This window comes from Enterobacter asburiae (genome assembly GCF_024599655.1).
Classification (GTDB): domain Bacteria; phylum Pseudomonadota; class Gammaproteobacteria; order Enterobacterales; family Enterobacteriaceae; genus Enterobacter; species Enterobacter asburiae_D.
This window is the reverse complement of the sequence record NZ_CP102247.1, coordinates 3,736,380-3,762,286: the sequence shown is the minus strand read 5'-3', so window position 1 is coordinate 3,762,286 and position 25,907 is coordinate 3,736,380. Positions and strand designations below refer to the sequence as shown.

At 57.4% G+C, this 25,907-nt stretch carries 25 protein-coding genes; 10 read left to right on the top strand and 15 right to left on the bottom strand.

From position 1 onward, the window contains the following. Window positions 1-25 precede the first annotated feature (25 nt). Genes NQ230_RS17965 through tesA form a run of 3 tightly spaced genes read right to left on the bottom strand, consistent with a single transcriptional unit; the run spans window position 26 to window position 2,361 of the window. Window positions 26-880 carry a co-chaperone YbbN gene (locus NQ230_RS17965; RefSeq protein WP_024906867.1) on the bottom strand — a complete coding sequence of 285 codons (855 nt, stop codon included), beginning with the start codon at window positions 878-880 and terminating at the stop codon, window positions 26-28. A 58-nt stretch (window positions 881-938) separates the two neighbouring features. After that, window positions 939-1,709 carry an SDR family oxidoreductase gene (locus NQ230_RS17960; RefSeq protein ID WP_257258509.1) on the bottom strand — a complete coding sequence of 257 codons (771 nt, stop codon included), beginning with the start codon at window positions 1,707-1,709 and terminating at the stop codon, window positions 939-941. A gap of 28 nt (window positions 1,710-1,737) precedes the next feature. Next, on the bottom strand, window positions 1,738-2,361 hold the full coding sequence (gene tesA, locus NQ230_RS17955; RefSeq protein WP_047650472.1) for a multifunctional acyl-CoA thioesterase I/protease I/lysophospholipase L1: 624 nt from the start codon (window positions 2,359-2,361) through the stop codon (window positions 1,738-1,740). On the opposite strand from tesA, the gene ybbA reads away from it, so the two are divergent. The 3 genes from ybbA (at window position 2,332) to NQ230_RS17940 (ending at window position 6,758) form a co-directional block, all read left to right on the top strand. After that, the gene (gene ybbA / locus NQ230_RS17950) at window positions 2,332-3,018 is read left to right on the top strand and encodes a putative ABC transporter ATP-binding protein YbbA (RefSeq protein WP_032642011.1); all 687 of its coding nucleotides are present in this window, start codon (window positions 2,332-2,334) and stop codon (window positions 3,016-3,018) included. The genes tesA and ybbA overlap by 30 nt on opposite strands. Next, on the top strand, window positions 3,015-5,429 hold the full coding sequence (gene ybbP, locus NQ230_RS17945) for a putative ABC transporter permease subunit YbbP (RefSeq protein ID WP_257258506.1): 2,415 nt from the start codon (window positions 3,015-3,017) through the stop codon (window positions 5,427-5,429). Before ybbA ends, ybbP begins: the two co-directional genes overlap by 4 nt. Before the next feature lie 183 nt (window positions 5,430-5,612). After that, complete coding sequence (locus NQ230_RS17940) at window positions 5,613-6,758, top strand: porin (protein ID WP_023310628.1); 1,146 nt, start codon at window positions 5,613-5,615, stop codon at window positions 6,756-6,758. A gap of 88 nt (window positions 6,759-6,846) precedes the next feature. Here NQ230_RS17940 and mnmH read toward each other — a convergent pair whose 3' ends face one another. From mnmH to ppiB, 5 genes are all read right to left on the bottom strand, one after another. Continuing rightward, on the bottom strand, window positions 6,847-7,917 hold the full coding sequence (gene mnmH / locus NQ230_RS17935) for a tRNA 2-selenouridine(34) synthase MnmH (RefSeq protein ID WP_257258504.1): 1,071 nt from the start codon (window positions 7,915-7,917) through the stop codon (window positions 6,847-6,849). A gap of 84 nt (window positions 7,918-8,001) precedes the next feature. After that, a complete protein-coding gene (gene purK / locus NQ230_RS17930) occupies window positions 8,002-9,069 on the bottom strand; it encodes a 5-(carboxyamino)imidazole ribonucleotide synthase (protein ID WP_121425553.1) in 1,068 nt (355 codons plus the stop codon). Continuing rightward, window positions 9,066-9,575: a 5-(carboxyamino)imidazole ribonucleotide mutase gene (purE, locus tag NQ230_RS17925; RefSeq protein ID WP_045328437.1), complete on the bottom strand. Its 510-nt coding sequence runs from the start codon at window positions 9,573-9,575 to the stop codon at window positions 9,066-9,068. The genes purK and purE overlap by 4 nt, the downstream gene beginning before the upstream one ends. A gap of 119 nt (window positions 9,576-9,694) precedes the next feature. Beyond that, on the bottom strand, window positions 9,695-10,417 hold the full coding sequence (lpxH, locus tag NQ230_RS17920) for a UDP-2,3-diacylglucosamine diphosphatase (protein WP_257258501.1): 723 nt from the start codon (window positions 10,415-10,417) through the stop codon (window positions 9,695-9,697). A gap of 3 nt (window positions 10,418-10,420) precedes the next feature. Then, window positions 10,421-10,915 (bottom strand): peptidylprolyl isomerase B, encoded by a 495-nt coding sequence (ppiB, locus tag NQ230_RS17915; protein WP_023334762.1) that lies wholly within the window; start codon window positions 10,913-10,915, stop codon window positions 10,421-10,423. A gap of 174 nt (window positions 10,916-11,089) precedes the next feature. Between ppiB and cysS the strand changes: the two genes are divergently transcribed. Further along, window positions 11,090-12,475, top strand: coding sequence for a cysteine--tRNA ligase (cysS, locus tag NQ230_RS17910; RefSeq protein WP_257258498.1), 1,386 nt, complete (start codon window positions 11,090-11,092; stop codon window positions 12,473-12,475). Window positions 12,476-12,543: 68 nt separating this feature from the next. On the opposite strand, the gene NQ230_RS17905 is transcribed toward cysS, so the two are convergent. From NQ230_RS17905 to folD, 6 genes are all read right to left on the bottom strand, one after another. Continuing rightward, complete coding sequence (locus NQ230_RS17905) at window positions 12,544-13,719, bottom strand: IS4 family transposase (RefSeq protein ID WP_257258083.1); 1,176 nt, start codon at window positions 13,717-13,719, stop codon at window positions 12,544-12,546. A gap of 136 nt (window positions 13,720-13,855) precedes the next feature. Then, the gene (locus NQ230_RS17900) at window positions 13,856-14,377 is read right to left on the bottom strand and encodes a metal-dependent hydrolase (protein WP_213821158.1); all 522 of its coding nucleotides are present in this window, start codon (window positions 14,375-14,377) and stop codon (window positions 13,856-13,858) included. 73 nt (window positions 14,378-14,450) lie between these two features. Beyond that, the gene (gene malI / locus NQ230_RS17895) at window positions 14,451-15,467 is read right to left on the bottom strand and encodes a Mal regulon transcriptional regulator MalI (RefSeq protein ID WP_121425551.1); all 1,017 of its coding nucleotides are present in this window, start codon (window positions 15,465-15,467) and stop codon (window positions 14,451-14,453) included. 83 nt (window positions 15,468-15,550) lie between these two features. After that, window positions 15,551-17,050 carry a PTS transporter subunit EIIC gene (locus NQ230_RS17890; protein WP_257258495.1) on the bottom strand — a complete coding sequence of 500 codons (1,500 nt, stop codon included), beginning with the start codon at window positions 17,048-17,050 and terminating at the stop codon, window positions 15,551-15,553. A gap of 283 nt (window positions 17,051-17,333) precedes the next feature. Then, a complete protein-coding gene (ybcJ, locus tag NQ230_RS17885) occupies window positions 17,334-17,546 on the bottom strand; it encodes a ribosome-associated protein YbcJ (RefSeq protein ID WP_023334767.1) in 213 nt (70 codons plus the stop codon). Between the two features lies 1 nt (window position 17,547). Further along, entirely contained in the window at window positions 17,548-18,414 is an 867-nt protein-coding gene (gene folD, locus NQ230_RS17880; protein WP_008499332.1) for a bifunctional methylenetetrahydrofolate dehydrogenase/methenyltetrahydrofolate cyclohydrolase FolD, read from the bottom strand. A gap of 310 nt (window positions 18,415-18,724) precedes the next feature. Between folD and fimA the strand changes: the two genes are divergently transcribed. The 6 genes from fimA (at window position 18,725) to sfmF (ending at window position 24,736) form a co-directional block, all read left to right on the top strand. Further along, window positions 18,725-19,288 carry a type 1 fimbrial major subunit FimA gene (fimA, locus tag NQ230_RS17875; RefSeq protein ID WP_023310641.1) on the top strand — a complete coding sequence of 188 codons (564 nt, stop codon included), beginning with the start codon at window positions 18,725-18,727 and terminating at the stop codon, window positions 19,286-19,288. Between the two features lie 68 nt (window positions 19,289-19,356). After that, window positions 19,357-19,902: a type 1 fimbrial protein subunit FimI gene (gene fimI / locus NQ230_RS17870; RefSeq protein ID WP_024906881.1), complete on the top strand. Its 546-nt coding sequence runs from the start codon at window positions 19,357-19,359 to the stop codon at window positions 19,900-19,902. 34 nt (window positions 19,903-19,936) lie between these two features. Next, complete coding sequence (fimC, locus tag NQ230_RS17865) at window positions 19,937-20,629, top strand: type 1 fimbria chaperone FimC (RefSeq protein WP_257261352.1); 693 nt, start codon at window positions 19,937-19,939, stop codon at window positions 20,627-20,629. Window positions 20,630-20,643: 14 nt separating this feature from the next. Further along, entirely contained in the window at window positions 20,644-23,205 is a 2,562-nt protein-coding gene (locus NQ230_RS17860; RefSeq protein ID WP_159513593.1) for a fimbrial biogenesis usher protein, read from the top strand. Next, complete coding sequence (fimH, locus tag NQ230_RS17855; protein ID WP_121425547.1) at window positions 23,198-24,205, top strand: type 1 fimbria D-mannose specific adhesin FimH; 1,008 nt, start codon at window positions 23,198-23,200, stop codon at window positions 24,203-24,205. Before NQ230_RS17860 ends, fimH begins: the two co-directional genes overlap by 8 nt. Before the next feature lie 9 nt (window positions 24,206-24,214). Further along, complete coding sequence (gene sfmF / locus NQ230_RS17850; protein ID WP_121425546.1) at window positions 24,215-24,736, top strand: fimbria assembly protein; 522 nt, start codon at window positions 24,215-24,217, stop codon at window positions 24,734-24,736. A 51-nt stretch (window positions 24,737-24,787) separates the two neighbouring features. Here sfmF and fimZ read toward each other — a convergent pair whose 3' ends face one another. Continuing rightward, window positions 24,788-25,420: a fimbria biosynthesis transcriptional regulator FimZ gene (gene fimZ / locus NQ230_RS17845; RefSeq protein WP_023334775.1), complete on the bottom strand. Its 633-nt coding sequence runs from the start codon at window positions 25,418-25,420 to the stop codon at window positions 24,788-24,790. Window positions 25,421-25,907 lie beyond the last annotated feature (487 nt).

Below are 25,907 nucleotides of genomic sequence, written 5' to 3'. Positions count from 1 at the left end.
GAAGCCGCCACCGGGCATTTTTTTGTTAGTAGAGCAACGCGTACAGCTGGCGACGATACTTCGACGCCAGCGCGTCTCCGGTGCCCAGCGCGGCCAGGATCTCCTGGAACATCTTACGCGCCTGACCGTCTGCGGCGGCCAGATCTTTTTGCAGATGGCTAAACAGCAGCTCAAGCGCTTCTTCGTTGCGTCCCACCTGGTGCAGCTGCAGCGCCAGCTGGCTTGCCAGCGCGGCGTCGGCCGGGTTGTCGGCGACCTGCTGCTGCAGCTGCTGAATTTCCGGGGTGTCCGCGGCCTGTTTCAGCAGCTCAATTTGTGCGACCAGCCCCTGATAGCGGGTGTCCTGATCCTGCAGCGGAACCGTTTTGAGTACGGCCTCCGCGTCTTCTGAGCGGTGCAGGGCGATCTGCGTTTCCGCCAGCAGCAGGCCAATCTGGCTGTTCTGATTCGACAGCTGCCACGCGTCTTTGAGCAGCGGCAGCGCCTCGTCGTATTTGCCTTCCTGCATCAGCGCCATGCCTTCCTGCGCTTTCAGCTCTTCTTCGCGCGGCAGCACTTTATCCAGCAGGGCGCGGATAGCCTCCTCCGGCTGCGGCCCCTGGAAGCCGTCAACAGGCTGACCGTTCTGGAACAGATAGACCGTAGGAATGGCGCGCAGGCCAAACTGGGACGCCACCATCGGCTCGGCGTCGCAGTCCAGCTTAGCGAGAATGAACTGACCGTTGTACTGGGCGGCAAGGCTTTCCAGCACCGGCGTCAGCTGCAGGCAGTGTTGGCTGCGTTCAGACCAGAAGTAGAACAGCACCGGTTTGGTCATCGACTGTTCAAGGGTCTGTTGCAGGTTAGCTTCTGTAATATTGACGATATTCTGTACGGACATGCGGCTTTCTCTTTTGTCGGTTTGTTCTTTACATGGGGATGCGCGTCGTCGCTTCAACTCAGCCGTGTAAAATTTTGTCCATCATCCGGCCCGGCAGCAGGCGTTTTAACCAGCCTACGGCGTGAGTGACCAGCGTCACCGGATAGCGCATTTTGGGATGTTCGCTCTCAAAAGCATGGCGCACTTTGGCCACAACCGCTTCTGGCCCGAGGGTAAAACGTGCGGCAATGCCGGGGTTCTCGACCGGTTTATCCGCCTGCGTCTGGTTCACGTTTTCGGTAAAGCGGGTGCGGATCGGGCCGGGTTCAATCAGGCTGACCTTAATGCCGCTGTGGCATAGCTCCATGCGCAGGGCGTCGGACCAGGCCTCCAGCGCATATTTGCTGGCGGCGTAGGCGCCGCGGCCCGGGGTGGAAATCAGCCCCATCACTGACGATGTCATCACGATGCGCCCTTCACCGTGGGGCAGCATCGCGGGGAGCAGACGCATGGTGAGCTGATGCACGCCGAAGAAATTGGTCGAAAACTGTTTCTCCAGCGTTTCGCGGGAGAGCGTGTCCAGCGGGCCATACACGCCGTAGCCGGCATTGTTAAAGAGCCCGTAGAGACGATTGTCGGTCAGCGCGATCACTTCATCGGCGGCGCGTTCAACGCTCTCCGGCGAGTCCATATCCAGCAGTACGCCGGTAAAGCCCAGCCCGTTCATGCGTTCGACATCGCCGGGTTTACGACAGGCCGCCAGGACCCGAAACCCCTGGCGCTTCAGTTCGAGCGCGCTTTCCAGACCGATTCCACTGGAACATCCTGTAATTAAGACCGATTTTTGCATAACTTTACCTGTCAGGATCTCCGCTTAATCAGGAGTCATGTTTAACTAAAGGAGCCAGCCGCGTTGCCATCCAGTCGGCAATAAACGGCTGCGCATCGCGATTGGGGTGGATCCCGTCGTCTTGCATCCACTGGGGTTTGAGATAGACCTCTTCCATGAAAAATGGCAGCAGCGGAATATCAAACTCTTTGGCAAGCTTAGGGTAGATCGCGCTAAAGGCCTCATTATACCGACGACCGTAGTTGGCGGGCAGGCGAATTTGCATCAGCAGCGGTTGAGCGTTTGCCGCCTTGATGTCCTGCAAAATGGTGCGCAGCGTTTGCTCGGTTTGCTGAGGCTGGAAACCGCGCAGTCCATCATTACCGCCAAGCTCCACCAGCACCCAGCGCGGCTGGTGCTGTTTGAGCAGCGCAGGCAGGCGCGACAGGCCCTGCTGCGAGGTATCACCGCTGATGCTGGCGTTGATTACAGCGGTTTTGCTCTGCCATTTGTCATTGAGCAGGGCGGGCCAGGCCGCGCTGGCCGCCATGCGATAGCCTGCGCTCAGGCTGTCGCCGAGAACCAGTAACGTGTCCGCTGCCGCCGCGCGGAAGGTCATCAGAATCAAAAACAGGAAGGGCAAATGCCAGCGGAAAACAGTGTTGAAGTTCATCATCTTAAGAAGTCCGTCGGTCAGGGGGAACACGAGCTTTCCATCCTTACTGGAGTTGAACTCGTTGTCAAACGCGCTGAAACCATCGCGCTGATTGGCGAATCCGGTTCCGGCAAGTCCACGCTGCTGGCGATTTTAGCCGGTCTGGACGACGGCAGCAGCGGCGAGGTCCACCTTGTCGGGCAGCCGCTGCACCAGCTTGATGAAGAGGCGCGGGCCGCGCTGCGCGCGCGTCACGTTGGTTTTGTCTTCCAGTCCTTCATGCTGATCCCGACCCTGAACGCGCTGGAAAACGTCGAACTCCCGGCGCTGTTGCGCGGTGAAAACAGCCGTGAAAGCCGCACGCATGCGAAGGCGCTGCTGGAACAGCTCGGTCTGGGGAAACGTCTCGACCATCTTCCCGCGCAGCTTTCCGGCGGCGAGCAGCAGCGCGTGGCGCTGGCGCGGGCGTTCAACGGCCGTCCCGAAGTCCTGTTTGCCGATGAGCCCACCGGTAACCTTGACCGTAAAACCGGCGATCGGATTGCCGACCTGCTGTTTTCGCTTAACCGCGAGCACGGCACCACGCTGATCCTCGTGACCCACGATCCTCAGCTCGCCGCCCGCTGCGACCGTCGCCTGCGGCTGGTCAACGGTATTCTTCAGGAGGAGGCATGATTACCCGCTGGTTCTGGCGCGAGTGGCGTTCCCCCTCGCTGCTGATTGTCTGGCTGGCGCTCAGCCTGGCGGTGGCCTGCGTGCTGGCGCTCGGCAGCGTCAGCGACCGCATGGAAAAAGGGCTCAGCCAGCAGAGCCGGGAGTTTATGGCGGGGGACAGGACGCTGCAAAGCTCCCGCCCGGTACCGTCGGGCTGGATTGACGAAGCGCGCAAAGAAGGGCTGAAGCTGGGGGAGCAGATAACCTTCCAGACCATGACCTTTGCGGGCGACACGCCGCAGCTTGCCAGCGTGAAGGCCGTGGATGACATCTACCCGATGTACGGTGACTTACAAACCAGCCCGCCGGGGTTAAAGCCGACGCCTGGTACAGTGCTGCTGGCATCACGTCTGATGGCGCTTCTGAACCTTAAACCCGGCGACAGTATCGACGTCGGTGACGCCACGCTGAAAATCGTCGGGGAAGTGGTGCAGGAGCCCGACTCCGGCTTTAACCCGTTCCAGCTTGCGCCGCGCCTGCTGATGAACACCGCGGACGTAGCAGCAACCCATGCGGTACAGCCGGGCAGCCGCGTCACCTGGCGCTACAAGTTTGGCGGCACGCCTGCGCAGCTTGATGCGTATGAAAAATGGCTTCTGCCGCAGCTAAAACCGGAACACCGCTGGTACGGGCTGGAGCAGGATGAAGGGGCACTCGGTAAATCTCTCGAGCGTTCTCAGCAGTTCCTGCTGCTGTCGGCATTGTTGACCCTGCTGCTGGCGGTGGCGGCGGTGGCCGTGGCGATGGGGCACTACTGCCGCAGCCGTTACGACCTGGTGGCGATCCTCAAAACCCTGGGGGCGGGCAGGGCGCAGCTGCGCAAGCTGATCGTCGGCCAGTGGCTGATGCTGCTGGTCCTCTCCGCGATTACTGGCGGAATAATCGGGCTGCTGTTTGAAAAACTGCTGATGGTGATGCTCAAACCTGTGCTCCCGGCCGCATTGCCGCCGGCCAGCCTCTGGCCGTGGCTGTGGGCAATCGGCGCGATGACGGTGATTTCGGTGCTGGTGGGGCTACGACCCTACCGTCTGCTGCTCGCAACGCAGCCGCTGCGCGTGCTCCGCAACGATGTAGTGGCGAACGTCTGGCCGCTGAAGTTCTACCTTCCGGTGATTATTGCGGTGGCGGTGGGGCTTCTGGCGTGGCTGATGGGGGGCAGCACGCTGCTGTGGGCGGTACTGGCCGGGGCGGTGGTGCTGGCGCTGCTGTGCGGTGTGCTGGGCTGGATACTGCTCAACGTCCTGAAGAGGCTGACGGTAAAATCCCTGCCCGTGCGTCTGGCGGTCAACCGCCTGCTGCATCAGCCGTGGTCAACGCTCAGCCAGCTGTCGGCTTTCTCGCTGTCGTTTATGCTGCTGGCGCTGCTTTTAGTGCTGCGCGGCGATCTGCTCGATCGCTGGCAGCAGCAGCTTCCCCCGGAAAGCCCGAACTATTTCCTGATCAATATCGCGCCTGAGCAGGTCACGCCGCTGAAGGGCTTCCTGTCGGAGCATCACATTATCCCTGAGTCGTTCTATCCCATCGTTCGCGCGCGTCTGACGCAGATCAACGGTCAGCCAACGGAGGGGAACAAGGACGAGTCGCTGAACCGCGAGCTGAACCTGACCTGGCAGGAGAAACGCCCTGACCACAACCCGATAACCGCCGGCACCTGGCCGCCAAAAGCGGGGGAAGTGTCGATGGAGGAGGGGCTAGCGACGCGCCTGAACGTGAAGCTCGGGGACAGCGTGACCTTTACCGGCGATACCCAGGATTTCACCGCGAAAGTCACCAGCCTGCGTAAAGTGGACTGGGAAAGCCTGCGGCCAAACTTCTTCTTTATCTTCCCGCCGGGTGCGCTGGACGGGCAGCCGCAGAGCTGGCTGACCAGCTTCCGCTGGGAAAACGGAAACGGTATGCTGACCCAGCTAAACCGGGAGTTTCCAACGGTTAGCCTGCTGGATATTGGGGCGATCCTGAAGCAGGTGGGGCAGGTGCTGGAGCAGGTGAGCCGCGCGCTGGAGGTGATGGTGGTGCTGGTGACGATCTGCGGCGTGCTGTTGCTGCTGGCCCAGGTGCAGGTGGGCATGCGCCAGCGCCATCAGGAGCTGGTGGTCTACCGTACGCTGGGGGCCGGAAAGCGGCTGCTGCGGATGACGCTCTGGAGCGAGTTTGCGCTGCTGGGGCTGGTGGCGGGTCTGGTGGCGGCCATTGGCGCAGAGACGGCGCTGGCAGTGCTGCAGACAAAGGTCTTTGACTTCCCGTGGGAGCCTGACTGGCGCCTCTGGTTGATCCTGCCTCTCTGTGGCGCGGTGCTGCTTTCTCTCTGCGGAGGCTGGCTCGGCACGCGGCTGTTAAAGGGTAAAGCCCTGTTCCGTCAGTTTGCGAGTTGATTTAGTACAGTGATAGTTGCGCGCCGGGTTTTAATGCCGGTGCGCAGTGTTTAAATAGCACAAAGTGATAATACCCACTCATTTAGTAGCACAAAACATTAAAAACCCGACCACACAGCCCGATTATTTCCAGTTAATATTCACCCGCTAAATATTTAGCAGCGTGTCTATTAAGGAAAAATAATGACTATAAAAAAATCAGCGCTGGCGGCAACGATCGGCGCGGCAGTGGCATTGACTACCTTCGCTTCTCAGGCGGAAATCACCGTTCTTAAGCAGGATCCTCAGGCGGGTAACCCGCTGAGCCGCCTGAACTTCACCGTTGGCGGCAGTATTCGTCCTCAATTCCAGAACATGACCGGCGACGACGGTAAAAACAGCTACAAGCGTAACGGCTTTGACGGCGGCACCCGTTTCCGTTTCGCGGCTGATTACTACCTGTTTGATGACATCAGCTGGATCAGCTACTACGAGCTGGGTGTCAATATTCCTGCGCAGTTTAACTGGGATCACCACTACGCCGACGGCGCACACGACACCACGCGTCGTATGCTCTACACCGGTTTGAAGAGCGATACCTGGGGTACGCTGACCTTCGGTCAACAGAACAGCGTTTACTATGATGTGGTGGGCGCGAAAACCGATATCTGGGACTACGACATGATTGGTCAGGCTCCGGGTAACGGGATCAACGGCGATTACGACGGTTCTTACCGTTCACGCCAGATGCTGAAATATAAGAAAACCGTGGGCGATGCTGACATCTACGCATCTTACCTGTTTGAAGACAGCGAATACCTGCCGGGCAACGGCCTGCGCTACAAGCGTAAAGGCGGCGGTTCACTGGGTCTGGATTACCACCTGACCACCGATCTGACCTGGGGCGCAGCGTGGAACTACACCCGTGCGGACATGCGTAACCCGGACAACGGCGACAGCAAAACCTATGACCAGAACATTCTCGGTACCGCGCTGAGCTGGACCCCGGACAACTGGACCTTCTCCGCAGGCGGCGGCTGGTACCAGAACTTCCTGACCACCAAAAAAGTGTCGGTTAACGACTACTTCGCTGGTGATGCATGGGGTATTGAATACTTTGCGGGCTATAAGTTCCCAATCGGTCAGTATGCGGTTAAATCCATCCAGCCTTACTTCATGGGCGACCGCATTGAGTACGTGAACGGCCGTAACTACCAGCGCATCGACAACGGCGTGGGTATCAGCTTCCAGCTGGATTACGGTTTCCGCGTGGATTACGAACACGTGTTCACTTCCAGCACCGACAACCTGGGCGACATGAACCTGGTGCGTCTGCGTTACGACTTCTAAGCCGTCTGTTCCCCGGTGGCGCTGCGCTTACCGGGGCTACAAAAGCACGCGTAGGCCGGGTAAGGCGCAGCCGCCACCCGGCTTTTTTTCAGCGATCAAGCCACTCGGCAATGTCTGCGAACGTTCCGCGATACACAATCTTCTCCGCCTTTTTCTCCAGCTGATAGCCGTACATCGGGTCGTAATAGTCCTTCAGCAGCGGTGCAAGCCAGCTAAAGTGCGCGTCAGTGCTGCCAGAGCGTTGCTGTTCCAGCAGCGCGGAATCTAACAGCGCGGTGAATTCTGCATATCGCTGCAGCCCCAGACGGCGGCGAATGGCGAACAGGCCGTGATGCAGGTACTTGCTGTACTCTTTCCAGCCCGCTTCCTCGCCGTAGGCAGCAGAAAAGTCCGCCCACATATGGTCGAAATACTCTTCGCGCAGGCGCTCAAGGCGGACGTCAAACGGGTCTTCGACGACAACGATAGGGGCTTCAACCATGCGGTCGCGCAGGCACTCCGGCAGGTGGTTGGAGCCAATCATCCGGCCCTCGTCTTCCAGCACCCAGCGCGCGGCGTCTTTTTTCAATAGCTCAACCGCAAGGTGATTTTCAAAGCTGGCCTGGGAAAGCTGCGGCGTCAGCGTGCGGCCAAACGACGAACCGCGGTGGTGCGCCAGCCCTTCCAGATCGATACCCTGCGCGTGCTGCTTCACCAGCAGCGTTTTACCGTTCCCGGTACAGCCGCCGATAAGCACCATCGGCTTTTTCGACTGCTCAATCGTCACCTGAATCGCCGTCTGACGCAGGGCCTTATAGCCGCCGCGGATCAGCGGGTAGTCGATGCCCGCCTCTTTCAGCCAGGCCTGCGAGATATGCGAGCGCTGGCCGCCGCGCGCGCAGCAAAGATAGCCCTCCGGGTGCGCAAGGCTCGCTTCGCGCCAGGCGTTGAGGCGTGCCTCACGCGTCTCGCCGCTCACCAGTCTGTGGCCGAGCGCCAGCGCCGCGTCGGGCCCCTGGCGTTTATAGCAGGTACCAATAGCGGCACGTTCGTCGTCGTTCATTAAGGGCAGGTTAACAGCCGCAGGCATCGCGCCCTGGGCAAATTCGATCGGCGCGCGAACGTCGATTAAAGGGGTATCAGACGCGAGGATCGCGCGATAGTCCGTTCCATCGTTCATGGTTATTCCAGAAGAAAACTCAGCAGCAATGGGCGGGGATTGTACGCCGGGGAAGGGGAAGGTCAACTCCCCGGCGCAGATGTCTTACTTGAGCTTTGACTGTGCCCAGACAATACCGCTCGCGTATTCCGGCGGCAGGAGAGGGATTATGGCTTCCAGGGTGGCGCTCAGGCGATCGGTATCACTGTCGTTCAGGTTCAGGTGACCGACTTTACGACCCGCGCGAACCTCTTTGTCATACCAGTGCAGATGCACCAGCGGCAGCTTCAGCCAGTCGTAGTTCAGATCGGTACCGATCAGGTTGATCATCACCGACGGGCTGTCCACCACCGGCTGCGGCAGCGGCAGGTCGGTGATCGCGCGCAGATGCAGCTCGAACTGGCTGATGGACGCGCCGTTTTGCGTCCAGTGGCCGCTGTTGTGCACGCGCGGCGCAAGTTCGTTGATCAGCAGGCCGGACGGGGTGATAAAGCACTCCATCGCCATGACGCCCACATAGCCCAGTTCATGCATGATGGCAGAGAGCATCTCTTCCGCCTGCGCCTGCTGGTCAGCATTGGCGTGCGGGAAGGCGACGCTGGTGCGCAGAATGCCGTCCTGGTGCAGGTTATGCGTCAGCGGATAAAAGACGGTATGCCCGTCGTGCCCGCGCGCGCCAACCAGCGATACTTCACCGCTAAAGTTGATGCCCTGCTCAACGATGCACTCGCCGTAGCAGTCGTCCGGCAGCTCGGCGGTATCGTTCGCGCGCAGACGCCACTGGCCGCGGCCGTCGTAACCGCCCACGCGGCGCTTCACGATTGCCAGCTCGCCCAGCATCGCGAACACATCACTCCACTCGCTTTTATCGGACAGGAGCTGCCACGGCGCGGTCGGCAGACCGAGCTTGTCGAACAGCTGCTTTTGCGTCAGACGGTCGGCGATGATCGGGAACACGTCGCGGTTAACGAAGGCGTTATGACGCGCCAGCTCGCGGGTCAGCGCGGTTTCCGGCCAGCGTTCGATCTCGGCGGTGATCACGCTCTGGTGGAACGGTACGGCTTCAGGTTCAGCATCCAGCCCGACGGGCCAGACGGCAATACCCAGCGGCTCACCGGCCTGACGCAGCATGCGGCCTAGCTGGCCGTTACCGAGGACGCAAACCTGCTTCATGCCGCACCCCGCGGGTCCGGATTGTCCAGCACTTCGTCGGTCTGGGCTTTACGCCAGTCCGCCAGGCGCTGGTGCAATGCTTTATCGTGCGTCGCAAGAATTTGCGCCGCCAGCAGGGCTGCGTTTGCCGCACCCGCTTTACCAATCGCCAGCGTGCCGACAGGAATACCGCGCGGCATCTGGACGATGGAGTAGAGGCTATCCACACCGCTTAACGCGGCGCTTTGTACCGGGACGCCCAGAACCGGCACCAGGGTTTTGGCGGCAATCATGCCCGGCAGATGTGCTGCGCCCCCCGCGCCGGCAACGATCACCTCATAACCGTTCTCTTCGGCGCTTTCGGCGAAGCTGAACAGTTTGTCCGGTGTACGGTGCGCGGAGACCACTTCAACGTGGTGCGGAACATTCAGGATTTCAAAGATTTCGGCGGCGAACTGCATGGTAGCCCAGTCGCTTTTGGACCCCATCACGATGGCGACACGCGCCGGATTATTGCGGGAAGACATGCGTCTTAAAACTCCTGTGGTGCGAAACACACTGCTTTCGAGGGCACAGAGAATAGCATGTAATACGGGCAAGGAAAACGGTTGCGTGGCTGAGAAATAAGCGAAACGACGAGAAAAGGTTAAAACGGAAACGCGATCAGTTCGACACCTTCTGGGGTGACTTTGACCATCGATCCCTCAGTGTGCCAGGCACCCAATACCACGCGATGGGCGGGCTCACCGTTGGCCACCAGCGTATGGACATCGGGACGATGGGTATGACCGTGGATCAACCACTGGACGCCATGCTTCTCCATCACGCTCACCACGGCCTGCGGGTTCACGTCCATGATGGTCATGGATTTGCTGCTGTTGGCGGCTTTACTGCCCGCGCGCATTCTGGCGGCGATGCGGTTGCGGATAAACAGCGGCAGTGCAAGGAACGCCTTTTGGATCCACGGGGTGTGGACTTTGGCGCGAAACGCCAGGTAGCCGGTATCGTCGGTGCAGAGCGTGTCGCCGTGCATGATCAGGACCTTGCGGCCATAGAGGTCGAGCACCTGCTCTTCCGGCAGCAGCGTCATGCCGCTTTCGCGGGCGTAGCGCTTGCCGATCAGGAAATCACGGTTGCCGTGAATGAAGTAGCAGGGGACGCCGGCATCGACCAGCGCGTGAATGGCGGCGGCCATTTCACGGTGCAGCGGATTAGGGTCGTCGTCGCCAATCCAGGCTTCAAAGAGGTCGCCCAGGATGTACAGCGCATCGGCGCTTTTCGCTTCACCGCGTAAAAAACGCAGAAAACCGGCGGTTATCGCCGGTTCTTCTGTTTGCAGATGCAGATCCGCAATAAAGAGTGTCGCCACCAATTACTCGCTGACGGTCACGCTTGTAATCACAACGTCTTCTTTAGGAACGTCCTGGTGCATACCGCTGCGGCCAGTAGAGACGGCTTTGATCTTGTCAACCACGTCCATACCTTCAACCACTTCTGCGAATACGCAGTAGCCCCAACCCTGCAGGCTTTCACCGGAGAAGTTCAGGAAGTCATTGTCAGCCACGTTGATGAAGAACTGCGCGGTTGCAGAGTGAGGTGCCTGAGTACGCGCCATCGCCAGCGTGCCGCGGGTGTTTTTCAGGCCGTTGTTCGCTTCGTTTTTGATCGCTTCTTTGGTGGCTTTCTGGTTCATGCCAGGTTCGAAACCGCCGCCCTGGATCATAAAACCGTTGATCACGCGGTGGAAAATGGTGTTGTTGTAGAAACCTTCGCGGCAGTAGTCCAGGAAGTTTTTAACTGTTTCAGGCGCTTTGTCATCAAAGGTTTTGATTACGATATCGCCATGATTAGTGTGGAAAGTAACCATTTTTGCATCCTGTTCCGTTATTGTGGTACGTCGACCCGCGTTCGGGTCATCTATAGGGGCTTGTTATAGCATAACCACAGGATGCGATCACCTTGCATTGTGTGCTGCTTCGGGTTTGAATTACGGGTAGAATAGCCGGTTTTCAACCACACACGTGTTTACATGGAATCTTCGATGTTAAAAATCTTTAATACAATGACGCGCCAAAAAGAGGAATTTAAACCTATCCATGCCGGGGAAGTCGGCATGTACGTGTGTGGTATTACGGTTTACGATCTCTGTCACATTGGCCATGGCCGTACCTTTGTCGCTTTTGACGTGGTGTCCCGCTACCTGCGTTTTCTGGGCTATACCCTGAAATACGTGCGTAATATCACCGACATCGACGACAAAATCATCAAGCGCGCTAATGAGAACGGCGAAAGCTTCGTTGCGCTGGTCGATCGCATGATCGTCGAAATGCACAAAGATTTCGACGCCCTGAATATTCAGCGCCCGGACAGCGAGCCGCGCGCGACCCACCATATTCACGAAATCATCGAGATCACCGAAAAGCTGATCGCACGCGGTCACGCCTACGTTGCCGACAACGGTGACGTGATGTTCTCGGTGCCGACGGACCCAACCTACGGTTCGCTTTCCCGTCAGGATCTGGACCAGCTCCAGGCCGGCGCGCGCGTTGACGTGGTTGACGTGAAGCGTAACCCGATGGACTTCGTGCTGTGGAAAATGTCCAAAGAGGGCGAACCAAGCTGGCCATCCCCGTGGGGCGAAGGCCGCCCGGGTTGGCACATTGAATGTTCCGCGATGAACTGCAAGCAGCTTGGCCAGCACTTCGACATTCACGGCGGCGGTTCGGACCTGATGTTCCCGCACCACGAAAACGAAATCGCGCAGTCCACCTGCGCCCACGGCGGCGAGTACGTTAACTACTGGATGCACTCCGGGATGGTAATGGTTGACCGCGAGAAGATGTCTAAATCGCTGGGTAACTTCTTCACCGTGCGCGACGTGCTGAAGTATTACGACGCGGAAACCGTGCGCTACTTCCTGATGTCCGGCCACTATCGCAGCCAGCTGAACTACAGCGAAGAGAACCTGAAACAGGCGCGCTCGGCGTTGGAGCGTCTGTACACCGCGCTGCGCGGGACCGACAGGTCTGTTCCTGCTGCGGGCGGCGAAGCGTTCGAAGCACGCTTTGTTGAGGTTATGAACGACGACTTCAACACCCCGGAAGCCTACTCCGTGCTGTTCGACATGGCGCGCGAAGTGAACCGCCTGAAGTCAGAAGATATGGCCGCGGCGAATGCGCTGGCGTCCCATCTGCGTAAGATCTCCTCCGTGCTTGGCCTGCTGGAGCAGGAGCCGGACGTGTTCCTGCAGAGTGGTGCGCAGGCGGACGACGGTGAAGTGGCGGAAATTGAAGCGTTGATCAACGCGCGTCTGGAAGCGCGTCAGGCGAAAGACTGGGCGGCAGCAGATGCGGCGCGTAACCGTCTGACCGAGATGGGCATCATTCTGGAAGATGGCCCACAGGGAACGACCTGGCGCCGTAAGTAAGTCCAGTGCGCGCTGATGCCCTCACCCCAGCCCTCTCCCACAGGGCTGAGGGATCCCCAGTAATATGGTCATGCCACCATGACCATATTACTGTACTCTTTTCCCAGCTTTTTCATCTCGTTACCTATATTTAGCCGTCTCACTTTTCCAGGCTCATGCCGGATGACTTCTTCTGCCAGACTCAGGTATGACAGCACCCGCCTGTGCCTGATGCTGCTTGCCTGATAGTGCCAGTGTAAACACTGTCTTTCTGCCCTGTAACCTGCCAGCCACATCACCAGACTTGCCATTGCCGCGACCATATTCAGCACTTCCAGCCGCCCTTTTCCCTGACTCCGGCTCAGCCTCAGACCGAACCCGAAGCGGGGACTTTTGTCGTCCCGGAAGTTCTGTTCTATCTGCATTCGGCGGCTGTACAGCGCCATTATCTGGTGTGGCTCCAGTCCCTCTGCATTACTGAACAGCAGCCAGGGCTCACGGGCGCTGCTGCGGTGTTCCCGCTGTGTTTTTGGCATTCCTCCCTTTCCGTGACGCCCTGCTTCCGGGCGCCTGTGCAGATAAAACCGGCCGTAACAGGGCGTTCGTGGTTTACGGGACAGGACACCGTAACCCACGCAGACCGGTTGTCCGGTAGCCTCAAGCTCACTGATTTTCATCCACTTTTTCTCATCCTCCAGCCGGAAGCTGATACAGCCCCTGACCCTGCCGGTGAAGCGCCAGCCCAGCAGGCTCACATGCCGGAACCAGTCTGTCCGGAAGCCTGCATCCGTAATGATGGTGACGGCTTTATCTTTCGGGATGGCATCATGCAGGCGGTCAAGGAAGCGGCACTGGACATCACTGTTCTGTGCCAGCTCTGCGGGAACAACCTCACTCATAAGCGGAAGTGAACGCCCATTACAGACCAGGCTTGCCCGCAGAAGATGCCAGTTCCTGTCATGCCAGCCTGTCCAGTCGACAGCAATCATGCAGAAGGGCATCAGGGAGGTGATGGTATGTGTGAGCAGGTGCTGAATACGGGGAATATCACGGTGAAGGGCGGTATTACCCAGGGCACGGTCGACACGTTTAATTTTATTTTTGACGTGCGCCCTGCCGGGAAGGGTACGTCCAAGGCTGGTCAGGGTCAGGTTGGCCCCGTGCGTGAGGGCGACGGCCATGGAAACAAGGACATTGACCCGGAAGCTGTGAATGTCAGGTAAAGACGCGGAGAAAAATTTCTGGCAGACTGTCTGTAAAGGCACGATGAGGTCTCTTCTGATTTGTTAGCGCAACCAGTAGATCACACTTCATCGTGCTTTTCATTTTTCTGGGGAACCCTCAGCCCACAGGGAGAGGGTGCAAACACTAAAAACGGCAACTTGAGTTGCCGTTTTGCTTTTACCTCCGCCTCCACCACAGCAACCCCATCAGCACTGCCCCCGGCAGCCACACCCACAGCAGTTCTGACACGATCACCTGATGCCCGTACGGCGTGGTATAGCGCGACAGCGCAAACGGCGCGACCTTAATGACCTGCCACGGCGCAAAGAAGCGTTCATCTGACCATGGCCACAGCCAGCCGACGCCTTTCCCGCCCGTAGTAATCGAATCCAGCAGGCTGTGCGACAGCAATGACACCGTTAAAAACAGCCAGCACCGCGTCAGGCTGGCCCGGAACCATCGTCGGCCGATCAGCACACACAGTATCGGCACCACAAAGGCGAACAGCAGGGAGTGGGTAAAGCCGCGATGGCCGAAAACATTGCCGTACGCGACGCCGAATTTAAACGCCAGCACGTCGGCATCCGGCAGCATGGCGAGGACAATTCCGGCAAACAGCAGGCGGGGAGGAATCACTTTGGTTCCCAGGCCTAAGCCCAGACAAAGCGGAACGGCAGCGTGGGTAATAACGGTAGGCATTACGATTATCCATGGTAAATCATGGAAATATAGCAGCGAATTCGCTTTTACAAACCTGTGCTAAATTCTGATTTTACGCCGATTCGCGCGCGATAAGCTGCCCGGAGAGGGTAATGCGCTGGGTTTGCAGATCAGGCTCTTTCAGCTTGCGGATAATCAGCCCCGCCGCCTGGCGCCCGGTTTCGTCACTGGCCGAGGAGACGTAGGTGAATGAAGGTGACGTGAGGTTAACGTGCAGCATATCTTCAAAACCGATCAGCGCCACCTGCTGAGTTAAAAACACATCTTTCCCTACGGTGCGACCCACCTGATGAATGCCGGAAATTGAACCGATCATGGCATCCGGCGAATGGCAGAGCAGGGCAGTGATGGCGTTATTTTTTTCCAGCAGCTGGCGAGTCGCCATCGCGGCGGCCTGCGTGTCGTCGCTGCAGGCCGGTGAATAGTCATCGCGCCAGACCAGTCCGTTCTGTGTCATGGCGCTGCGAAAACCGAGCAGGCGCTGCTCGCGGATAAGGCAGCCCTCGCGTCCACCAATATAGGCGATCGTGCGGTGTCCACGCTCGATAAGATAGCGCGCGGCCAGGTTCGCCGCCTGGCGGTTGTCGCGCATCACCAGATTGCATTTTTCATCGAGCAGAGACTGCGAGACCACTACCAGCGGCAGCGGACACTGGCGGATCTGCTCCGGCAGAGCAGAGGTACGGGTGTCAGACGCGAGATAAATAACGCCCGCGACACCCTGCTGCTTAAACGACAGCAGGGTACGTTCCAGATGTTCCCGATCGTTCAGCGGCTGGCCGAGAAAAACCATATATCCCTGCTTCTCCAGCTCCTGAACGATGCTCGCCATCACCTTGATGGAAAAGCTGTCGCTGAAGTCGCGGAGGATCAGGCCAATCAGGTTGGAGGTGTTAGCGCGGAGGTTGGCAGCGGCGACGTTATGAACATAGCCCAGCGTATTGATGGCAGCGTTGACCTTCCCGATCGTTGCCTCTGAGATTTTCCCTTTCTGGCGCAAAACCAGCGAGACGGTTGAGACCGACACGCCCGCGTGCTTTGCGACATCAATAATGCTGACTTTCTTCAAAACCGCTCCCTGAAATTTGCCGATTATCAGCCAGATAAAACACGTCTCCCAGCGTACAGGAGACGTGTCGTTCAGGCATCTTATTATTTGCCGATCATGGTGGACATGGTCTGGGCGATAAACTGTGCTCTGGCACCGAAAATCACCTGAATCCCGTTGTCGCCGACGAAGACCACGCCGCGCGCGCCGAGCCCGTTTAGCCCGTCTCTGTCCACCGCATCGCTCTTCGCCACTTCCAGACGCAGGCGGGTGATGCAGGAGCCGACGGAATCAATGTTCTGCGCGCCGCCCAGCAGGCCGATGATTTCGGTTGCAAGTTCGGAATCGGATTTGTCATTCGCACTGGCGGTCACTTCCGTACGGCCCGGCGTCTTCACGTCGAAGCGACGGATCACAAAGCGGAAGGTAAAGTAGTAAATCAGCGCCATTGGGATACCGATGATAATGGCATTCAGGAAGTTGGTCTGGTAGCCGTTAAAGGACGGCAGGATCCCGAACGACAGGTAGTCGATAAAGCCCGCCGAGAACGACTTGGCGATATGCGCATGCAGCAGATACATGGTCATGTAGGCCAGACCCGCCATGATGGCGTTAAAGACGTACAGGATTGGCGCCACGAAGATAAAGGTAAACTCAACCGGTTCGGTGATCCCCGTCAGGAAGCAGGTCAGCGCCGCAGAGAACAGAATACCGGCCGCGATTTTCTTATTCTTCGTATGCGCTTCGTGGTACATCGCCAGGCACGCCGCAGGCAGTGCGAACAGCATCAGCGGGAATTCACCCTGCATGAACTTACCGGCGTTCTGGTAGGTATCGCTGCTGAAGGATTTCACCCCTTCTTCCAGCATCTTGAACCAGATGGTCTGGTCGCCGTGGATCACCTGGCCTGCCTGGGTGGTGTAATCCCCGAACGAATACCAGAAGGACGGATACCAGATGTGGTGCAGGCCGAGCGGGATCAGCGCGCGCTCCACCAGACCGAAGATAAAGGTCGACGCCGCCTGATTATCGCCGTTAACCACCACGGAGAGCGCGTCGATACCGGCCTGGATATGCTGCCACACGTACGGCAGCAGCAGCCCCATCAGGAACGAGAGGAACGCCGTTGCAATGGCCACGAAGCGCTTACCGGAGAAGAAGCCCAGGAACTCCGGCAGCTGCATGGTGTGGAAGCGGTTATAGCACCAGGCCGCGAGAATACCGCAGATCAGGCCGCCGAAGACGCCCATCTGCAGCGTCGGGATACCGACCACCATGGCGTATTTCCCGCCCTGGGAGGCCATTTCCGGCGTGATGCTTAGCACGGTGCTGATGGTGATATTGGTGACAAACACCGAGACCGCCGCAGACAGCGCCGCAATACCGGATTCAGACGCCAGACCCACGGCGGAGCCAATGGCAAACAGCATCGGCAGGTTATCAAAGATAACCCCGCCCGCGTTCATCATCAGCGGCAGATGGAACTTATCGCCGAAGGCCAGCAGCAGGCCCGCAGCGGGAAGCAGTGAAATTGGCAGCATTAAGGCGCGACCAATCATCGATAACTTTGACAGCGATTTAACAAACCCTGATATCAGACCCATGCTGATTTCCCCCGAGTAGCGCTTTTTTTGGCGCTGTTATTGTAAGTAGAACGTTTTAGTAGAACGTTCTACTTATCGTGGGCAAAGAGTGAAAAACGCGCAACTGAATTTTCACGTTTCAACAGATGAAATAGTGATTATTTGAAGTGGATCGATAAATAACCGCGATGGGTGTGAGGGGATTGTGAGAGAAATTGCCGGGTGGCGGCTTCGCCTTACCCGGCCTACAAACGGAGACAGTACGTAGGCCCGGTAAGCGCAGCGCCACCGGGCATCAGACGGCTCAGGCCGTAACGGTTACGCTCTGTCCTTCAAAGCTCACAGTCTGCCCCGCGACAATCTTGCAGCGCTTGCGCGTTTCTACTACGCCGTCGACTTTCACCAGCCCGTCGGCGATAACGATTTTCGCCTGCGCGCCGCTTTCGCTCCAGCCTTCCAGCTTCAGCAGATCGCACAGCTCAACGTGCGGGTGTTTTCCTAATGAAAAAGTCGCCATCTTACGCGTCCTCTACGTCGTGATATTCTTCGCAAGCCTGCAGCGTATTCTGAATCAGTGTTGCAACGGTCATCGGGCCTACGCCGCCCGGGACTGGGGTAATGTAAGAGGCGCGAGCCGCGGCATCTTCATACACCACGTCGCCGACCACTTTGCCGTTTTCCAGACGGTTAATCCCGACGTCCACGACGATCGCACCCTCTTTAATCCACTCGCCCGGAATAAAGCCCGGCTTGCCGACCGCGACGATCAGCAGATCGGCGTTCTCGACGTGGTGACGCAGGTTTTTGGTGAAGCGATGGGTCACGGTGGTGGTGCAGCCAGCCAGAAGCAGCTCCATGCTCATCGGGCGGCCCACGATGTTGGACGCACCGATAACCACGGCGTTCAGACCGTAGGTGTCGATGTTATAACGCTCCAGCAGCGTCACAATCCCGCGCGGCGTGCACGGGCGCAGACGCGGCGCGCGCTGGCACAGGCGGCCAACGTTGTACGGATGGAAACCGTCCACGTCTTTATCCGGTGCGATACGCTCCAGCACCTTCACGTTGTCGATACCCGCCGGCAGCGGCAGCTGAACCAGAATACCGTCGATTTCTTTATCGGCATTCAGGGTGTCAATAAGTTCCAGCAGTTCTGCTTCGCTGGTGGTTTCCGGCAAATCGTAAGAGCGGGAGACGAAGCCCACCTCTTCACACGCTTTGCGCTTGCTGCCGACATAAATCTGCGATGCCGGGTTGCTACCAACCAGCACAACGGCCAGCCCGGGGGCGCGTTTTCCGGCAGCTTTACGCGCCTTCACTTTTTCCGCGACCTCAGAGCGCACCTGCTGCGCAATCGTTTTACCGTCAATAATCTTTGCTGCCATCAGAGAGAAGATTCCGTCTGTAACGTTTGAAAGGGGGGATGGCGTGTATTTTGTCAGAAGCGAGCGTCGCTGTCAGTCACCCTTTACGCGTTTTTATCAGCGAGACGCAAAAACCCTTCTTAGGGGATGGTCAATTTCTTAGGCGGGATTAGGATGTGACCTGGCGAAATGGCAGCGTTTTGACATATTTAAAAATCGCTTCCTGAGCTACTTTGTCTCCTCCGAAATAAGCTTTCAATTACTCAATTGAACGTATTTCTTATTCCCGATTATTCGCGGGAAGGGTTATTTACATTTTAAAGGAATAGACATGAAACTCAGCAACATTGCTTCTACTGTTATTGCAACTTTGGCCCTGGTTGCGGGTGCCGCAAATGCAGCAGATCCTGCTGCGCCGGTTTCCGTAAATGGCGGTACCGTACATTTTAAAGGTGAGCTGGTTAATGCGGCTTGTTCAGTAAATACTGATTCTTCCGAGCAGACCGTTAATCTGGGTCAGTATCGCACCGCGAAATTTACCAAAGTGGGCGACACCACCTCTAATATTCCATTCAACATTGAACTGAATGATTGCGATCCGCTGGTTGCCAAAACTGCCGCTGTTGCGTTCACCGGTCAGATCGACCCAACCGATAAAACCCTGCTGGCCGTTACCTCCGGTAACAACGACAACACCGCGAAAGGCGTGGGTATCGAGATCCTCGACAGCAAATCCAGCGTTCTGACCCCAGACGGCGCGACCTTCTCTGCTGCGCAGACGCTGATCGAAGGGACTAACACCCTGAAGTTCACCGCGCGTTATAAATCAACGGCTGCCACCACCGAGCCGGGCCAGGCGAACGCTGACGCCACCTTCGTAATGAAATACGAGTAATTCCTCCGCACAGGGATGTTCAGGCCTCAGGGACGAGGCCCGTCATACGCAAATGCCAGGAACGAAGGATGACAAGGACTGGAACACTACTGCTGTTAACCCTTGCGATGGCTTGTCCGGCATCGGCGCATACCGTGGTGATCGAGGGTGGCAAGGTTCATCTCCGGGGTGAACTGGTGAACGGCGGCTGCGCCGTGGCGCCCGACAGCCAGAATATGCGCATCGACATGGGGCAGTACCGAACCAATTCATTTTCCGGTGTGGGCAGTTTTTCCACGGTGAATGTGCCTTTCACCGTGCGGCTGCTGGACTGTAGCGTTGATGTTTCGCGCACCGTGGGGATCCAGTTTCAGGGCGTGACGCCCGCAGAAGATCCTCAGGTCTTTCTGGCGACATCGCGGCCGGGTGAAACGCCTGTCAGCAGCGGCGTGGGGCTGGCGCTCTTTGACGAACAGCAGCGTCAAATTATCCCAAACGCCACGGCCGTCAGCTGGCTGCCGATCGAGACCCGCGAGCTCGCGTTCCATTTTAGCGCCCGCTATCGGGCTATTTCCGAACACCTCGAGCCAGGCAAAATTCAGTCGGATGTCTGGTTTACGTTGATTTATCCATAACACCTGCGAACACATTATTAAAGGTACGGTTGTGATGAATGCCCTAATTAAACCAGGACTTTTTTTATCGTTTATTTTGATGATGGTTTCTGCCTGCGCAAATGCTTCCGGCGGTATTGCGCTGGGGGCCACGCGCGTTATTTATCCGGCAGAGGCGAAACAAACGTCGCTGGCGATCACCAACAGCAACAAACAGGAACGCTATTTAATTAACGCGTGGATCGAAAATGCGAGCGGGCAAAAAGAAAAAACCTTTGCCGTTACTCCGCCCCTGTTTGTTAGCGAGCCGAACAGTGAAAACACGCTGCGTATTATTTACGCCGGGCCGGCGCTGCCTGCCGATCGCGAATCGCTCTTTTACATGAACGTGAAGGCGATCCCGTCAGTGAACAAAGCGAAAACGGAAAACAATAACGTGCTGCAGCTGGCGATCCTCTCACGCATCAAGCTGTTTGTGCGCCCGAACAACCTGGCGATGCAGCCGGAAGAGGCGCTTTCCCAGCTGCGGTTTGAGCGCGCGGGCACCCATCTCAAAGTCAGCAACGCCTCTCCGTATTACATCACCCTCGTCAATCTGAAGCTGGGCGGGCAGCAGCTGGATAACCTGATGGTTGCGCCGAAAAGCTCGGCTCAGCAGGTGCTGCCAGCCGGTGCCAGCGGTACGCTTTCCTGGCAGAGCGTGAATGACTACGGTGCCATTACTCCGGCGCGTAGCGTCAACCTGTGAGCAGAGTCAGGGCGATGAAAAACCACCAGAGACGTTACTGCCCGGTTGCACTGGCGCTGATGGCTGCGCTCTGGCCGCAGGCTGGCTGGAGCGAAAGTTATTTCAACCCGGCCTTTTTGTCCGACGACGCCGCCAGCGTGGCGGATTTGTCGCGTTTTGAACAAGGACACCAGCAGGCACCCGGCGTTTATCGCGTGGATATCTGGCGTAACGATGAGTTTATCGGTACCCAGGACGTGCGTTTTGAGCAGGCCGAAAACACGCCGCCGGTGGCGGGCGGTTTATCGGCCTGCATTACGCGCGCGATGCTCGATCGCTTTGGCGTTAACGTCGCGGCGTTTCCCGAGCTGGCTAAGGTGCAGGGCGAGACCTGCGTTCCGCTGACCACGGCTATACCCGGCAGCGAAACGGTATTCAACTTTGCCTCCCAGCGTCTGGACGTCAGCTTGCCGCAGGTGGCGTTGCAAAACAGCGCCCGGGGCTATATTCCGCCCGAACAGTGGGATGAAGGTATTCCCGCCGCGCTGGTGAACTACAGCTTCACCGGTAACCGGGGAAGCGAAGACGACAGCTATTACCTCAACCTGCAGAGCGGGTTGAACTATGGCGCCTGGCGTTTACGTAACAACGGCGCATGGCGGTACACGCAGAATAACGGGCAGCGGCACAGCGAGTGGCAGAATATTGGCACCTGGGCGCAGCGCACCGTTATCCCGCTTAAAAGCGAACTGGTGCTGGGCGACAGCAATACCGGGAATGACGTTTTCGACAGCATGGGTTTTCGCGGCGGGCGACTCTTCTCGTCTGACAGCATGTACCCGGACAGCCTGCAGGGCTACGCACCGACCGTGCGCGGGATCGCCCGTACGCCCGCCAAAGTGGTGGTTCGCCAGAATGGCTACGTTATCTATCAAAGCTACGTCCAGCCGGGCGCATTTGCCATTACCGATCTTAACCCGACCTCCTCAAGCGGTGACCTGGAAGTCACGGTCGAAGAGAAAGACGGCACCCAGCAGCGTTATACCGTGCCGTACTCCACCGTGCCGCTCCTGCAGCGTGAAGGGCGCTGGAAGTACGACCTCGTCGCGGGGGATTACCGCAGCGGGAACAGCGATCAGGATACGCCGTTCTTCACCCAGGGCACCCTGGTTACCGGTCTTGCCAACGGCTACACGCTCTACGGCGGCACGCAGCTGGCGTCACGCTATACAGCGGTGGCCGTCGGGGCCGGGAAAAACCTGGGTGACTGGGGCGCGGTCTCGCTCGATATCACCCACGCCCGCAGCCAGCTCGCGGACGACAGCAAGCATGAAGGGCAGTCTCTGCGCTTCCTCTACGCAAAATCCCTTAACGGCTTCGGCACCAACTTCCAGCTGCTGGGCTATCGCTACTCCACAAAAGGGTTTTACACCCTCGACGATGTGGCCTGGCGCTCAATGGAAGGCTATCAGTATGCCGATAGCCAGAACGATAACGATGTGCCGGACGTGCAGAGCTATCACAACCTGACGTGGAATAAAAAAGGCCGCTTCCAGCTCAACGTCTCTCAGTCGCTGGGGGACTACGGCTCGGTCTATATCTCCGGTAGCGAGCAGACCTACTGGGGAACAGACGAGACGAACCTCTGGTACCAGCTGGGCTACGCGGGCGGCGTGAAGGGGATCAACTACTCCGTCTCGTGGTCGTGGAACAAGTCCGTTGGGATAGACGGCACCGATCGGATCGCGTCGTTTAACGTCTCCGTGCCGTTCAGCCTCTTTACCCGTCAGGGCTATCGCCGGGACAGCGCGATTGACCGCGCCTACGCGACGGCATCCGCCAGTCGAAACAGCGATGGCGACACAAGCTGGCAAACCGGCGTCAGCGGAACGCTGCTGGAGGACCGCAACCTGAACTACAGCGTGACCCAGGGGCACGCCAGCACCAACGGCTCAAGCGGAAGCGCCAGCGCCAACTGGCAGGCGACCTACGGCACGCTGGGCGTGGGCTACAACTACTCCCGCGACCAGCACGATCTCAACTGGCAGCTCTCCGGCGGGGTGGTCGGCCACGCCGACGGCGTGACCTTCAGCCAGCCGCTGGGCGACACCAACGTGCTGATCAAAGCGCCGGGGGCATCAGGCGTCAGTATTGAAAACCAGACCGGCGTGAAAACCGACTGGCGAGGCTACGCGGTGATGCCGTATGCCACCGTCTACCGCTACAACCGCGTGGCGCTGGATACCAACACCATGAGCAACAACACCGATATCGAAAACAACGTGAGCAGCGTGGTGCCGACCAAAGGCGCGCTGGTGCGCGCCAGCTTCGATACCCGCATTGGCGTGCGCGCCCTGCTGACGGTAATGCGCGGCAACCAGCCGGTGCCGTTCGGCGCGGTGGTGCGTGAGACCAAAAGCGGCGTCACGAGCATGGTGGGGGATGACGGACAAATATACCTGAGTGGGCTGCCGCTGGAAGGCGAACTGCTGATCCAGTGGGGCGACGGGGCGCAGTCCCAGTGTCGCGCACCTTACAGCTTGTCTGAACAGAGCCTGCAACAGGCAATCACACTTAAGGGGATCGGCTGTGATTAAAACCCAAATCTTTGCCCTGTCGCTGCTGGCGTTACTGCCCGCGACAAACGCATTAGCGACGGTGTGCGTCAATGAAAAAGGCGTGCCGACGGAGGTGCATTACGACCTGACGGATAAATTCAACAGCTCGAATAACCAGATTGGGCAGGTCGTGACGCTCAGCGAGAAGTCGCAGTGGGTAGGGGTGAATGCCGTCTGCCCGAAGGGCACCGTCGGGAATACCACCAAGCGTAGCTATGTGACCGACTACCCGGTAACGGGAACGAGCGATGGCTATCAATATCTGAAGCTTAACGACTATCTGGACGGGGCGATGAAAATCACGGACAGCTATGCTGGTGTGTTTTACCCGCCAAAAAGCTATATCCAGATGGGGAGCCATCCTAACGTCTCCAAAAACAAACCGTTTGGCGTTCAGGACTCCAGCCTTGTCTTCCGTCTTAAGGTGACCCGGCGTTTTATCAACATGGTGGTGATCCCGCGTGCCACCATGTTCCGCGTCTACGTCACCACAACTTCATCCGATCCGTTAACCACGCCGGTCTATACCATCAGCTACAGCGGAACCATCCAGGTGCCGCAAAGCTGCGCCATTAATGCCGGTAACGTGGTGGAGTTTGATTTCGGTGACATTGGCGCCTCCTTGTTCAGCAAGGCGGGCGTGGGTAACAAGCCGGAGGGGGTCTCATCGCAAAGCAAAACCATTGCGATCAAATGCACCAACGTGGAGGCGAACGCCATGCTGACGATGCGCGTCGAGGCGGAAAAAGTCTCTGATAATGTGCTGGTGTCGGATAACCCGGACGTGGGGTTCATCATTGCCAACGAAAGCGGGGCGCCGCTCACGCCCAACAACCTGACGAGCAAAATTCCGTTCCGCCTCGACGACAGCGCGCAGGCGCAGGTGGGGATCCGCGTCTGGCCGGTAAGCGTGACGGGCAATAAGCCAGCGGAAGGGCGCTTCACCTCGCGCGGGTATCTGCGCGTGGATTACGACTAAGGAGCCAATATGCGAAACGGGATCCGTTTAATCACCGTGGCGCTCCTTGCGCTTTGCACGCAGGCTCAGGCGGACACCGCGTTGGGCGAGATTAACATTCGGCTCTACGGGAATATCGTCGACTTTACCTGCGTTGCCGAGGGCAGCGACAGCGACAAGACCGTCCCTCTTGGCACCTGGCCCACGAAACAGCTCAGCACCACCGGGAGCCGCACTCAGCCCATGCCGTTTACGCTGAAGCTGACCGGCTGTCCGCCGGGCGCGGCGTCCATTACGTTTTCGGGGAAAGCCGACGGGAGCAATAGCGGCTTGCTGGCGCTGAATGACGCCAGTACAGCAACTCACGTCGCCGTCGAGATCAGGGATGCGGATAAAACGCGTCTGGCTCTACAGCAGGCCAGCCAGCCGGTCTCGGTTGATGCGCAGGGGAATGCGATTCTGTCGTTTTATGCCAATTATATTGCCACTGCCGATAACCCTCAGCCTGGCCGTGCCGATGCGGATGCCACCTTCATGATTAACTATAATTAGCACTGACCGCACTCCCTGCAGCTCAGATAAACTGCAGGGAGTGAATTCAGGTTATAGCAGTTCGTGAGCTTTGGCGTAATCAATTAATTCCACGATGCTTTGCACGCCCAGCTTGGAATAAATATTGGATTTATGCGCGCTAATGGTCTTGTTGCTTAATAGCAGCTGTTCAGCAATTTCCTTGTTGGATAATCCATTCGCCAGATACCGTAATACCGTAACCTCGCGATTCGATAATGGCATATCCACTGCCATCCCTTTCCCTGAACCCAAATGGTTTATAAAGTTCAGCGTTTCCGATGGGAAAAAAGAATAGCCCATCAGGATCATTTCTACGGCGTTGTAGATCTCCCCTAAATCTTTTCGTTTACTGACGAAGCCATTTGCCCCGGCGCGAATAGCGCGACCCGCGTAAAATAACTCAGATTTAGACGAGAGGAACAGAACCTTAATGTCTTTGTTTAAGTTTCTGATTCTCTTAAGTAAAGCGAAAGCATCCGTGCCCGTGAGTTCAATGTCAAGGATCACCAGATCGATAGGGTGATTGCGGATACAGTCAAGGACTTCATGGCTATCGCCAGACTTGAGCTTGACTATGATATTCTTATTTTTCTGTAGCAGGACTTCTATCGACATTCTGACGATAGGATGTTCGTCCATAATGATAACGGATGCCGGTTTCATTTTTAATGCCTCAGATTGTTAAAAGCGTTATGCAGAGTTTGGTAAAACTCTCGAAATGCCGGAAGGATATAAAGTGCAGATCCCTATACCGTAGTATTTCCCTGGAAAGAGCGAAAGCATCCTTGTTTACGTAATGAAAAGAACTATGCCTCAGCGCGGTCATCTCATTAGGCTGGTGTTGGCAAAAAGGTTTTTCTTATTCATATTTGATACGCATCTTATTATACAGGGTAAGTTTTTTCCGAAAACCCTGTAAATTAATATGAGGGTATTAGTTTGTATTATCTTCTGGATCTGAATCGCTATTTTTTTAAAATTAGCGGAAATATCCTATTATCTCATTTACCGCATATTTTCATCTTTATGTAATAACAAAAAATAACAGATATCTCTGTATGTTGATTAATTGTTAACAAAAATACACCTCTTTTAAGGGGTCTAACCTACAAAAGTGAGGTTAAAAATTGCCCTCGCAGGCCGTCAAACC